10 protein-coding genes are annotated in these 13,465 nt (G+C 44.2%); 3 read left to right on the top strand and 7 right to left on the bottom strand.

Annotation, left to right across the window (positions count from 1 at the left end):
• Positions 1-308 precede the first annotated feature (308 nt).
• Positions 309-1,667 carry a dGTP triphosphohydrolase gene (gene dgt / locus DN53_RS13560; protein ID WP_129655008.1) on the top strand — a complete coding sequence of 453 codons (1,359 nt, stop codon included), beginning with the start codon at positions 309-311 and terminating at the stop codon, positions 1,665-1,667.
• Here the strand turns inward: dgt and DN53_RS13565 are convergent.
• Positions 1,664-2,722 carry a DUF3078 domain-containing protein gene (locus DN53_RS13565; protein ID WP_129655010.1) on the bottom strand — a complete coding sequence of 353 codons (1,059 nt, stop codon included), beginning with the start codon at positions 2,720-2,722 and terminating at the stop codon, positions 1,664-1,666. The two genes, dgt and DN53_RS13565, sit on opposite strands and share 4 nt — an antisense overlap.
• Positions 2,713-4,491, bottom strand: a complete 1,779-nt coding sequence (gene dxs / locus DN53_RS13570; protein ID WP_129655012.1) for a 1-deoxy-D-xylulose-5-phosphate synthase — start codon at positions 4,489-4,491, stop codon at positions 2,713-2,715. The genes DN53_RS13565 and dxs overlap by 10 nt, the downstream gene beginning before the upstream one ends.
• A gap of 84 nt (positions 4,492-4,575) precedes the next feature.
• Here dxs and DN53_RS13575 point away from each other — a divergent pair, with 84 nt between their 5' ends.
• Positions 4,576-5,025 (top strand): nucleoside deaminase, encoded by a 450-nt coding sequence (locus tag DN53_RS13575; protein WP_129655014.1) that lies wholly within the window; start codon positions 4,576-4,578, stop codon positions 5,023-5,025.
• Between the two features lie 54 nt (positions 5,026-5,079).
• On the opposite strand, the gene DN53_RS13580 is transcribed toward DN53_RS13575, so the two are convergent.
• The 4 genes from DN53_RS13580 to aspS all read right to left on the bottom strand — a co-directional run bounded on the left by DN53_RS13580 (position 5,080) and on the right by aspS (position 9,208).
• On the bottom strand, positions 5,080-5,274 hold the full coding sequence (locus DN53_RS13580) for a cold-shock protein (RefSeq protein ID WP_116216857.1): 195 nt from the start codon (positions 5,272-5,274) through the stop codon (positions 5,080-5,082).
• Positions 5,275-5,355: 81 nt separating this feature from the next.
• On the bottom strand, positions 5,356-5,619 hold the full coding sequence (locus DN53_RS13585) for a hypothetical protein (protein WP_129655016.1): 264 nt from the start codon (positions 5,617-5,619) through the stop codon (positions 5,356-5,358).
• Positions 5,616-7,316: a chloride channel protein gene (locus tag DN53_RS13590; RefSeq protein WP_417935931.1), complete on the bottom strand. Its 1,701-nt coding sequence runs from the start codon at positions 7,314-7,316 to the stop codon at positions 5,616-5,618. The genes DN53_RS13585 and DN53_RS13590 overlap by 4 nt, the downstream gene beginning before the upstream one ends.
• A 143-nt stretch (positions 7,317-7,459) precedes the next feature.
• Positions 7,460-9,208: an aspartate--tRNA ligase gene (gene aspS / locus DN53_RS13595; RefSeq protein WP_129655020.1), complete on the bottom strand. Its 1,749-nt coding sequence runs from the start codon at positions 9,206-9,208 to the stop codon at positions 7,460-7,462.
• A 335-nt stretch (positions 9,209-9,543) separates the two neighbouring features.
• On the opposite strand from aspS, the gene DN53_RS13600 reads away from it, so the two are divergent.
• Complete coding sequence (locus DN53_RS13600) at positions 9,544-9,894, top strand: toxin-antitoxin system YwqK family antitoxin (protein WP_129655022.1); 351 nt, start codon at positions 9,544-9,546, stop codon at positions 9,892-9,894.
• Between the two features lie 56 nt (positions 9,895-9,950).
• Here DN53_RS13600 and DN53_RS13605 read toward each other — a convergent pair whose 3' ends face one another.
• Positions 9,951-13,460 carry an efflux RND transporter permease subunit gene (locus DN53_RS13605; protein WP_129655024.1) on the bottom strand — a complete coding sequence of 1,170 codons (3,510 nt, stop codon included), beginning with the start codon at positions 13,458-13,460 and terminating at the stop codon, positions 9,951-9,953.
• Between the last annotated feature and the right edge of the window lie 5 nt (positions 13,461-13,465).

A 13,465-nucleotide genomic window follows, 5' to 3' on the forward strand; every position in this document is an offset into this window, starting at 1 on the left:
CGCTGCAAAGAACAGCACCCAATGTTAAGTTAATGTTTTCTGTATGTTATATTAAGGATAGGAGATAAATAAAAAAGGCTACCTTATTGAAAAGGTAGCCCTAGGATTTCGAAGAATAGTCGACAAAAACTAATATCCGTAACGAAAACCTTAGCTGTAATGCTGTATTCTGACAAAAATGCCCCAATGGGATGTCTTTAGTGTAATGTAAAAATTAAGGAATCATTAAACTTTTGTGAGTTTGAAGGACAATACGGGACAAGGTTTTTCTTGGAACGTACCCAAGGTTCAGCGTATATTGCACCTATATGAACTGGGAACAATTACTCTCACTGCGGCGCCATGGCGATACCCACAAACGATTGCGAAAAGAGCAAAACGAGACCCGTTTAGGGTTTGAAGTGGATTACGACCGCATTATTTTCTCCTCGGCATTCCGTGGTCTTCAGGACAAGACCCAAGTGGTTCCCATGCCAATCAGTGTAGGTTCCAACAAAGACTTTGTGCATACGAGGCTTACCCACAGTTTGGAAGTTTCTGTGGTGGGGAGAAGTTTGGGACGAATAGCGGGGCAGAAAATCTTGGCCAAATATCCATTTCTATCGGAAGTGCACGGGTATCATTTTAATGATTTTGGTGCCATTGTTGCTGCTGCGGCCTTGGCCCATGATATAGGAAATCCTCCTTTTGGACATAGTGGGGAAAAGGCCATTGGAAATTATTTTGCACAGGGAAATGGGAGAAAATACAAGGAGGTTCTTTCCGAGGTGGAATACCAAGACCTTATAGATTTTGAAGGGAATGCCAATGGATTCAAACTGTTGACCGAGTCCAGGGACGGTGTTCCGGGTGGGTTACGACTCAGTTATGCTACCTTGGGGGCTTTCATGAAGTATCCCAAAGCCTCGTTGCCCAAAAAACCTTCCAGGCATATAGCGGACAAGAAGTTTGGCTTTTTTCAATCCGAAAAGGATTTTTTCATGGAAGTGGTGCAGGAAATTGGACTTGTTCCCAATCCCCATAATCCGGAAATGGGCTATTACCGTCACCCTTTGACCTATTTGGTGGAGGCGGCGGATGACATCTGCTACACCATCATCGATTTTGAGGATGGTATCAATTTGGGGTTGATTTCAGAGGAATATGCGTTGGAGTATTTGATCAAGTTGGTAAAAGACAACATCAACACCAAAAAATATACGGCCATGACCAACTCCAGTGACCGATTGAGTTATTTAAGGGCCCTGGCCATAAACACCTTGATCAGCGATGCCGTTGAAGTCTTTGTGAACAATGAGGAGACCATTTTAAAGGGAGATTTTGGATCTGCACTTTTGGACAAGGGAAAGTACAAAGCCCAGATAGACGATATCCTAAAGCTGAGTGTTGAAAAGATTTACCAATCTGCCCATGTAATCGATAAGGAATTGGCGGGATATCGGATCATTGCAGATCTGTTGGACATGTACACAACGGCCTTGATCCGAAAAAAAGAAGATTGTGCCAACAATTATGATGGATTGTTGATCAAGAGCTTGCCTGAAAATTACAGAAACACGGATGCCTCTGTGTACAAGATTTTATTGGACACCAGCTGTTTTGTGGCCAGTCTATCGGATAGTGCGGCGGTGCATATCCATGATAAGCTGACCGGCCGGAAAATTTAGAAGGCATATCTAAGGCCCACCCCTAAAATCTGCTTAAACTGTATTTTGGATATTCCTGGATCGGTTATTGTGCCATCTTCAGCGACCACTTCGTCAAATTTAATATCGTCATCAAAAATCACATGGGTACCAATCATGGCGTTCATATATTCATTGACTTTTAGGTTGAAGGTCATTTCCCAATCCACATCCACGTTACCAAAACTTCTTACATAATCCGTATATAGGTTGATGCGATGGTTCATCAACACATTTTTAAGGATTTCCTTTTCCCATGTATTGGTAATAAGGAAACCAAGTTCCAGAAACACATTTTCTCCTTCATCCACACCAAATGCTCCTTGACTGGATAAAGTTTCATCCAAAACAAAGGTTGATTTCAGGGTAGCGGGAGAAATATAGAGGTTGAATTTTTCATTTTGGGGAATATAGGAGGTACCAATACCGACAAAAAGATAACCGGGAGCCATGAATCTTGAAATGGGGGTTTCCCGGTCTGGATATTTAAAACCGTTGGAAAACTGGGTGTTAAAATTCGCTTTTACCGAGTAATACCAGTTGGTTATGGTATCCTTTCTAAAACCTATGGTGGAGGATAATCGTATCTGATCGTCCGTTTTTCGGAGTTTTCTCCCTTCTTGTGCGTTGAGGCCGTATCTTAGTTTTGCTTCATTTTTCCAGTTCAGGTACCGGAACTTGTAATTTCGTTCAAAGTCGGCACTGGCCAAGGCGGATACGGAATTGTCACCCCCTGCGTTCCAGTTTACAAAGGAAACCTCATTGATATTAAGTCCAAATGCATTCTTTTTATCCCAAAATGAATGGGGCACAAAGCGTTTGTACCACCTTTTAAGGGGCTTTACCCGATTAAGTACCGTTCTTGGATCGGTCAGTTTTGCACTACGGGTAAGGTATTTGAGTTTGACATCCTTGATTCGGACCACCCGAAAGCCGGTCTCGGTACTGTCGGGTTCAAAAACTTTTAAACGATTGATCTGGGCATTGGCGGAAAAGGAGACGGCTAGGAAGAGAAGTAAACAACAGATTATTCGCATTGGTCTAAGGTTGATTGTATAAAAGAATGAATGGTTTCAAAATCTATGCCAGCCAGTTTATGCGTCTCTGAAATTGTTCCATGACCAACAAACTTATCTGGAATGCCAAAAATTGTAACGGGTTTTACATAGTGTTCTGCATTGGCGAACTCCAAAACCGCAGAACCAAAACCACCTATCTCGCAGCCATCTTCGAGTGTAATGATGCGGTCATACGTATTGAAGACTGTATCTAACAGTTTTTTGTCCAAGGGTTTTATAAAACGCATGTCGTAATGACCAATGGCATCCGTTTGGTCAAGTGTTGACAATAAACGGGAAATTTCATTTCCAATATGGCCCACAGTAAGGATGGCGATTTTTGATCCTTCCTTGAGGCAACGCCCTGTTCCCAATGGGATGGACTCCAATTCATTTTTCCAATCAATGGTTACACCTTGGCCCCGTGGGTATCGAATGGCTATGGGCCCATCCATGCCCAATTGGGCCGTGTACATGATGTTCCTGAGTTCCATTTCGTTCATCGGGGCAAATAGAGTAAGATTGGGAATGCACCTTAAATAGGCAATATCAAACACCCCATGGTGCGTGGGACCGTCTTGACCTACCAGCCCAGCTCTATCCAAACAAAAAATGACCGGGAGGTTTTGTAGGGCCACGTCATGGATGACCTGATCATAGGCACGCTGCAAAAAGGTAGAATAGATATTGCAAAATGGGATAAGCCCTTGTGTGGCCATTCCAGCCGCCAAGGTTACTGCATGCTGTTCCGCGATGCCCACATCAAATGCCCGATCGGGCATTTCCTTCATCATATATTTTAGAGAACTTCCTGTGGGCATAGCAGGAGTGATGCCTACTATATTCTTATTTTTTTGGGCCAACTCCACCAAGGTATGCCCAAACACGTCTTGGTATTTTGGGGGTTGGGCCTCTTGGGATTTCTTGAGGCGTTCCCCGGTAACCTTATCAAATTTTCCGGGGGCATGGTAGACCACCTGGTCTTCTTCGGCTTTTTTTAAGCCTTTTCCTTTGGTGGTGATGATATGAAGGAGTTTGGGTCCATCCACTTTTTTTAGACGCTGTAACTCATCTACAAGACCTTTTACGTCGTGTCCATCCAATGGACCGGAATAATCAAGGTTCAAACATTCAAAAATGTTTTCATCCTTGGCTGTGCCGGCTTTTACGTTGGTGAGGTATTTTTTTAGGGCGCCTACACTGGGGTCTATGCCAATGGCATTGTCATTCAGTATAATAAGGGTGTTTACATCGGTGACCCCTAGATGGTTCAGCCCTTCAAAGGCCATACCGCTGGCTATGGAAGCATCACCTACCACAGCAATGTGCTGTTTGGAGTTTTCCCCATTCAGTTTGGAGGCCATGGCCATGCCCAAAATGGCGGATATGGCGGTAGAGCTATGTCCGGTCCCAAAATCATCATATGGGCTTTCACTGCGTTTGGGAAATCCGCTTATTCCACCAAGTTGTCTATTGGTTTCAAAAATCTCTTTTCTTCCGGTCAGAATTTTGTGGCCATAGGCCTGATGGCCCACATCCCATATAAGTTTATCGTTGGGCGTGTCAAAAACATAATGGAGGGCTATGGTCAGTTCCACAACTCCCAAGCTGGCACCCAAATGACCTTCTTTTGTGGAGACAATATCAATAATAAATTCCCGAAGCTCTTGGGCGAGTTTGGGAAGTTTATCCAAAGGCAGTTTTTTAAGGTCTGCCGGGGAATTGATATGTGTTAAAAGCTTTTCCAACGAATAAAAAACAAAAGTACCTATAATAGGTAAATTTTTTTTATGCTTAGCTTAGCCTTTTGATGAAAAGTTTCAATAAAAATTGTGGAGAACCCGTTTGACGACACCTATTTTATGAAAAAAGCCCTACAAGAGGCCGAAATGGCCTACGAAATGGGTGAAGTTCCCGTTGGGGCCATCGTGGTAGTGGACAACCGAATCATTGGACGTGCCCACAACCTTACGGAGCGATTGAAGGATGTTACGGCCCATGCCGAGATGCAGGCCATAACGGCGGCATCAAATTTTCTTGGCGGTAAGTATCTGCATGGGTGTACGCTCTATGTGACCTTGGAACCGTGCCAAATGTGTGCCGGTGCACTGTATTGGAGCCAAGTTTCAAAGATTGTCTATGGCGCAGCGGATTTGGAACGAGGATTCAATGTCATGGGAGGCCATCTGCATCCCAAAACGGAAGTGGTCAGCGGGATTATGGAAAACGAGGCTTCGGAATTACTGAAACGCTTTTTCATCCAACGAAGAAACCTCAACTAAAGTAAAAGCCCCGGCATGGGCCAGGGCTTCGAAATTTTTCAAAATAAAATATAATTATCCGATTACTTGCACTTGTGCAGCAACCCTTCCTTTTCTTCCTTCTTCTTCTTGGTATTCTACTTTGTCGCCTTCGTTCAATTCCACCCCGTTCAATGCTGTAACATGAACAAAGATGTCCTTTCCTGTGTCGTCGTTGGTAATGAACCCATAACCTTTGGATCCATTAAAAAATTTTACTGTACCGGTCATTAAAAAAAAATAAATGTTAAAGCACGAATGTAGGATATTTTACGTCTAATCAGGTAAAATAACCATTAAATCTTGGGAAGATTATTCTTTTCCAGTGTTTTTGCGCTCTTGATCCTGCATTTTTTTTATGTTGTCCTTGGTGAGCATGTAGTCTTTCATATTCTTTCCCTTGCTTTCTTTGAACAGGAAAAGGGGCATGGCCACCAAAAATAGGCCTATGGTTCCCAAACCGATATATCTGTGCGCAGAAGAAGGTTGCTCCTCTTCAATGGAAAAGCCAAATATGATAGAGGAAATGGAAGCCAGAACGATAAGGACAATGATATATTTGAGCTTGATTTTCATTGGGTGTAATTGATGAGTTTTCGGCGATAGGCCGTCAATAATTTCGATTTTGAAATGAAACCTTCGTATTTGCCATCCTTGATGACGGGCAGGTTCCAAGCACCACTGTCCTGGAATTTCTTCATGACCTGTTTCATGGTATCCTTTCCATAAAAGATATGCTCGGGCGGGGCATGCATTAAATTCTTTACATGAACGGTTTCGTAGAGGTCGCGGTCAAACATAAACTGGCGGATATCATCCAAAACAATGATACCCATTAATTTTTTTTCATCGTCCAGCACGGGGAAAATGTTCCTTTTGGATTTGGAAACGGATTCGTGCAGCATATCCCCCAAGGACATTTCAGGATGTACCGATTTGAAATTTTTCTCGATCACATCGTCCATTTCCATAAGTCCCAATACCATCTGGTCCTTATTGTGGGATAGCACGGCACCGATTTTTGCCAGTTCCTTGGTGTAAATGGTATAGTCCAACGCATTTTTGGTGGTGAGATAGGAGATCGAGGCGGTAATCATCAAGGGAACAAAGAGTTCGTAACCTCCGGTGATTTCAGCAATCAAGAAAATGGCGGTCAAAGGCGCATGGATTACCCCGGCTATCAGACCAGCCATGCCTATTAGGGTGAAGTTACTTTCCGATACCGAAAATCCGAGTCCCAGATGGTTGATGATCTTGGCCACCACATTGCCCAACGCACTTCCCATGACCATGGTAGGAATAAAGATTCCACCGGCACCACCAGCGGCAAAGGTGGTGGTCATGGCTATGGCCTTAAAAATGGTAATGCCGAACAAAAGGGCAATCACTACCCAAATGTTGTCCGTATAGGCATCGAACGGGGTTTTTCCCAAAGCCTTTAAATGGTCCCCATCCAATAAATTGTTGATGAATCCAAAACCTTCCCCGTAGAGCGGGGGGATGGCATAAAGCATAATTCCAATGGCAATACCGCCCACCAAAAGTTTGTACTTGGGACTTTTGAACCGTTTGAAAAAGGTGAGTATGGAAAAGTACATCTTGGTAAAATAGATGGAAGCAAAGGCGGTACCCACGCCCAACAACACATAAAATGGGGTGTCCTCCAATTCAAATCCTTCGGTAAGGGAAAAACTAAAAAGCACTTCGTTTCCCAGAAAGAAATAGGAAGTGAGCACCCCTGCTATGGAGGCCAACAACAAGGGAAGCATGGACATCATGGTCAAATCCAAGGTAAATACCTCCACGGCAAAGATAATGGCGGCAATAGGGGATTGGAAGATGGATGAAATGGCCCCGGCCGAAGCACAGGCAACCAATAAGGACCGGGTCTTGGCATCAATATGAAACAAGCGACTAAGGTTGGAACTTATGGCAGAACCAGACTTGACTGCCGGTCCCAAAAGTCCCACGGAACCCCCAAATCCTACGGTAAGCGGTGCTGTGATCAGTGGGGCGTAAATATCCTTGGTTGATAGAAGTCCCCCTTTTTTGGAAAGGGAGAAAATGATGGATGACACGGCATGCTGAATCGGCTTTTTGTGTACAAACTTTACGTAGAGATACACAAAGGTCAACCCAATAGTGGGTAGGATAAAGTAGAGTTGATTTTCTGAAAAAACGATTCCCATTTTAAGCAGGGACTCGATAAAATAGGTGAAGTTTTTTAAGGTAACGGCCACCAACCCGGCCAAAAAACCAACCACCAGACTCATAAGGTGTACAAAGGTTTTATTGGAGATATTTTTATACCTCCACTTCAAAAACTTCGTGAATATTTTTTTTGATCGGTTGGACATGAGGTCAATGAAACTACCTAAAAGTATTAAAAAATCCCGCTTAAGCGGGATTGTGTATTTTAAAGATCCAACTTTAAATGGAGTTCTTTAAGCTGCTCATCATCAATAATCGCCGGGGCATCGATCATAACATCCCTACCGCTATTGTTTTTGGGGAAAGCAATAAAGTCACGAATGGTCTCCTGTCCACCCAAAATAGCCACTAATCGGTCCAGACCAAAGGCAATACCACCATGGGGAGGGGCACCGTATTGAAAGGCATCCATTAAAAACCCGAACTGGGCCTTGGCCTCTTCAGGAGTAAACCCGAGATGCTTGAACATGGTTGCCTGTACTTGTTTATCATGGATACGGATAGACCCACCACCAATTTCATTGCCGTTCAACACCAGATCATAGGCATTGGCCTTGACAGCCCCCGGGTCGGTATCCAACAATTCCAATTGACCAGGTTTTGGAGAGGTGAAGGGGTGGTGCATGGCATGATAGGTGCCGGTTTCCTCGTCCAATTCCAACAAGGGGAAATCCACAACCCATAATGGGGCAAACTCATCTGATTTTCTTAGACCGAGCCTTTCAGCCAGCTCCATTCTAAGAGCGCTGAGTTGTGCACGGGTTTCATTGGTGTTCCCGGAGAGGACACAAATAAGGTCGCCCGGTTTTGCAGCGGTTACATTGGCCCATTGGGCCAAATCATCTTGGTCATAAAACTTGTCCACGGATGATTTGTAGGAACCATCCTCATTGCATTTTACGTAGACCATGCCCTTGGCCCCTACTTGGGGGCGTTTTACCCAATCGATAAGGGCATCTATTTCTTTTCGGGTATAGTTTGCAGCTCCGGGGACAGCGATGCCCACAACCAATTCGGCAGAGTTGAAGACGTTAAAGTCCCTGTGCTGGGCCACAGTATTGAGTTCCCCGAACTGCATTCCAAAACGGATATCGGGTTTGTCATTGCCATACAGGCGCATGGCATCGTCAAAGGTCATTCTTGGAAATTCATCGATTTCCACTCCCTTGATTTCCTTGAGCAAATGCTTGGTAAGGCCTTCAAAGGTATTCAGGATGTCCTCCTGTTCCACAAAGGCCATTTCACAATCTATTTGGGTGAATTCGGGTTGCCTATCTGCGCGTAGATCTTCATCCCTAAAACATTTTACAATCTGAAAATACTTGTCCAATCCACCCACCATCAGCAATTGCTTGAAGGTCTGCGGGGATTGGGGCAGGGCGTAGAACTGCCCTTCGTTCATTCGACTGGGAACCAAAAAGTCGCGTGCCCCTTCAGGGGTGGACTTGATCAAATATGGGGTTTCCACATCGATAAATCCTTGTTCCGAAAGGTATTTTCGGACCTCCATGCTCACTTTATGCCTAAAAATAAGCTTGTTCTTTACCGGATTCCTTCGGATATCCAAGTAGCGGTATTTCATACGGATATCCTCTCCGCCATCCGTTTCATCCTCTATGGTAAAGGGGGGTAGGAGGGATTTGTTCAGGATGGTAAGCTCCTTGACCAACACCTCAATTTCCCCTGTTGGGATATTTGGGTTTTTTGAGGCCCGTTCAATGACCTCTCCCTTGGCCTGAATTACCGTTTCACGACCCAACTCCCTGGCCTTTTCCAAGAGTTCGGCTGGTGTCCGTTCCTCATCAAACACCAATTGCGTAATGCCGTAGCGATCGCGAAGGTCTACCCAAACTACAAAACCCTTGTCACGGAGCTTGTGTGCCCAACCACTTAGAACTACTTCCGAACCGATATCTGATGCCCTTAATGCACCGCAGGTATTACTTCTGTACATGATGTTTGTTATGAGACGGCAAATTTAATAGGAATGGCAAAATTTATTGCTAGATATATGGATTTTCTCCTTGATGATGGGTACAGGATTTTGAAAAAAGAACGTTTTGGTCCCTATTCCGTTATAGGCTAGCGTAGGGGTTTGATTCAAAATGGGTGCTTTTTTATCGATAAACGGAGTAAAATGCATTTTTACCAAAAAGTTAACGTATTGAATTTCAATTAAATATAGTTTTAATGTAAATTTATTGTTACGTAAATCTTTATTTAATGTAAAATTTAAATAAATTTATAGCGTTAGTACAAGTAGTTCAAGATTTTAAATCCCAATGTATTATGAAGAAAGCAATATTTTTTATGGCGTTGATGTTTTCGGTTTATATGTATCCGCAAGATACCCAACCGACTTTTGAGAAAGTGGGAAAAATGGTAAAAGCAACATATTTTCATGAAAACGGAGAAATGGCCCAAACCGGCTATTATCTGAACGGAAAATTACACGGTCAATGGTTGATGTACAACGCGGAAGGAAAGAAAATCGCTTCCGGGGCGTATATGGATGGACAGAGAACTGGAAAATGGTTCTTCTGGGAAGGCGATTTGTTGAGGGAAGTGGATTTCAGCGACAATAGGATTGCCAGTGTAAAAAACTGGAACCAATCTGAAATCGTTTCGATTGACAAGTAATGTAAAACGATTTAATTAAAAAGCCCCTGCCATTGGCAGGGGCTTTTTTTATGACGTTAGGCGGCCACATCCAACTGTTCCTTTTTCTTTTTCTCTCTTCTTATTTTGTTTTTCTGTATCCTTAACTTGAGTCGGTACACCAAGGTGAACAGGATGGGAACCACGATCAGGGTCAAGAAGGTGGCCACAAATAGACCATAGATCACGGTCCAGGCCAAGGGTCCCCAAAAGATTACGTTGTCCCCACCAAAGTAAATGTGTGGGTTAAACTCGCTCATCAAGGTAAAGAAGTTGATGTTGAACCCTGTTGCCAATGGAATCAAGCCCAAAATGGTGGTGATGGCCGTAAGCAGTACAGGGCGCAACCTTGCCTTACCTCCTTTGACCACGGCTTCTTTAAAGTCTTCTGGTTCCAAAAGGTCTTCCTCATCCAAATCCAAGGCTACTTTCTTCCTGTCGATCAAGAGTTGGGTATAGTCCAAAAGGACCACACCGTTGTTCACCACAATTCCCGCCAATGAGATGATACCCATCATGGTCATCATGATCACAAAGGCACTTCCTGTGGCCACAATACCTCCAAACACCCCGATCAAACTCAAGAATATGGCAAGCATGATGATGCCAGGTTTGGAAACCGAGTTGAACTGGAAAATCAAAATGAAGAAAATCAAGCCAAGACCGGTAAAGAAAGCGCCCATCAAAAAGGCCATTTGCTTGTTCTGCTCTTCAATCTGACCCGTATAGTCAACCTTGATATCCGAAGGCAAGCCTTCAAAATCGTTCATTTCTTCCTGTATCTTGCCTACAATCGCACCAGCGTCCGTAAAACCAGGGGCCAAGGCAGAGTACACGGTTACCACACGTCTGGTGTCCCGGTGCTTGATGGCACTAAAACCAGTACTGTTCACCTGTTTGGCAACCGCTGATACGGGCACCTCTTTTATCTGGCCGGATGAAGGATCCCTAAACGTAATGCGCTGGTTAAAAATGGCACTGGTGTTATATCGGTTCTCCTCATTGAAACGGACATAAATGTCGTAATCCTCTCCATCTTCCTTATAGATTCCAGCTTTGGCACCAAAAATGGAGTTACGGAGCTGTTGTCCCACTTGTCCTGTGGCGACACCCAGTTCACCGGCCTTTTTTCTATCTACGGCAACCAACATGGAAGGCTTGGACTTGTTCACATCAATTTTGAGCTCATCAATACCAGGAATGTTCCTTGAGTTGATAAAGTTTCGCATCTGCTCTGCGGCAACGATCAGTTCGGAGTAATCCTCTCCTTCCAATTCTATATTGATGGGATATCCTGCTGGTGGACCAACGGCATCTTTCTCCACGGAAATGGCTACTCCGGGATATACATCTTTCAAGGCCTCTTGGACTTTTCGTAAAAGTTCATTACTGTCGGCTCCTTCACGAAACTTATATTCCCGCATGGTAGCGGTAATTTTTCCACGGTGTGGCATTTCGGCCGCGGAACCCCCATCGGTTTGTGGATTTCCTGCACCTTCGCCCACTTGGGAGACCCCACTTTCCACCAAGAAATTGTAATCGCCATGGTTATAGGTATCCGCATTGACAATATCAAATACCCGTTGCTCTATGTCCTTGGTGATGGCATTGGTCTTTTGGATATCTGTTCCTTCCGGATATTCAATGTATACAATGATCTGGTTAGGGGTATTGTCCGGGAAGAATTCCACTTTGGTTCGCTGGCTTCCCACTGAGGCTCCAAATCCCATAAAGGCTATGAGCAGGAGTACAAAAGTACCTATGGCTATAAAAATGGGCTTTCTCCCGGCCAATGTATAACGTAAGGTCCGTTCATAAAACCGTTCCCATCTAGGCAAAATCTTATTTTGAAACCCATTGGCCCAATTTCTCAAGAAAAGCCTGTAGATCCATAGCATAATGGCGGTCAATACCATTAAGGATCCCAAAGCTCTATATGTGCCTCCAAATAGAATGATCAAAAGTCCGATCACAGATATGATGGATGTGATACGGATAATCTGCTTTAGTGGCATACTCTTGTCCTCCGTGGTCATGTAACGGGATACAAGTACGGAGTTGAAAAAGATGGCCACAAAGAGTGAAGATCCCAGTACCACGGATAAGGTCACTGGGAAATAGATCATAAATTGTCCCATAACTCCCGGCCATAATCCAAGAGGGACGAAGGCGGCCACGGTGGTCAATGTGGAAATGATAATGGGAAATGCAATTTCTCCAATCCCTTTTTTGGCTGCTTCAATTCGGGACATGCCCTCTTCGTCCATAAGGCGATATACGTTTTCCACTACCACAATACCGTTGTCCACCAACATTCCCAATCCCATGATCAACCCAAAGAGGATCATAGTGTTCATGGTGTAACCCAGGGTGTTCAATATCATCAGGGACATGAACATGGACATGGGAATCGCAAAACCAACGAACAAGGCATTTTTGAAGCCCAAGAAGAACATCAGAACGGTCACCACCAAGATGATACCGAAGATGATGTTGTTCACCAAATCATCTACCTGGCCTATAGTCTTGGAAGATTGATCGTTGGCAATGGTCACTTTTAAATCCTGTGGAAACACATTTTTGACGGCATCGTCCACAATCACTTGGATTTGCTCAGCAGCGGCCACCATGTTCTTTCCGGCACGTTTCTTAACGTCCAACATCACCACGGGAGCACCGTATTCGCGGGCATAGGTGGTCTTGTCCTCTTCCTTAAAACTTACCTTGGCAATATCCTTCAGATAAATGGGGTTGCCATTTTCCGATTTTACCACAAAATTTTCCAGTTCATTGGGTCGGTCTATCTCACCCACAATACGGATGGTCCTACGCTGTCCACTGGTAATGAGGTTGCCCGCCGAAGTGGTCATGTTCTCATTGCTTATGGTATTGATGATGTCGTTGAAGCTCACCTTGGCGGCCATCATTTTATAGATGTCCACGGCAACTTCCACTTCCTTTTCCTGGGCACCGCGAATGTCCACTTGCTTTATTTCAAGCAGCCCTTCGATTTCGTCTTCAAGATATTCCCCATATTCCTTGAGTTTGTCCACGGGATAATCTCCTGAAATATTGATGTTAAGGATTGGGATTTCCTCAGACATGCTCAAATCGAACACATTGGGTTCTACCTTGGCACCGTTGAACGTGGGCCAATCTTCCCCTGCAGTCTTTGAATCCACCTCGTCCTTTACTTTCTGTAGGGCCCCTTCAACGGAAATGTTCTCATCAAACTCCACAATGATCATGGAGTAATCTTCCTGGGAGGTGGAGGTGATTTCCACTACATTGCTCACGGTCTTCAACTCATCCTCAATAGGGTCGGTGATGAGTTTTTCAATGTCCTCCGCGGTATTTCCGGGATAGAGGGAACTGATATAGATTTTCGTTTCCTTGATTTCCGGGAAACTTTCCCTAGGCATGCTAAAATAGGCCGATGCTCCCAGAAAAAGGATAACTGCTATCAGCACATACATGGTCGTTTTATTGTCGATAGCCCATGAGGACAGCCTAAATTCCTTATCTACGCTTTTCTTTTGCTTGCTCATAATTA

This window comes from Flagellimonas olearia (genome assembly GCF_004150225.1).
Taxonomy (GTDB): domain Bacteria; phylum Bacteroidota; class Bacteroidia; order Flavobacteriales; family Flavobacteriaceae; genus Flagellimonas; species Flagellimonas olearia.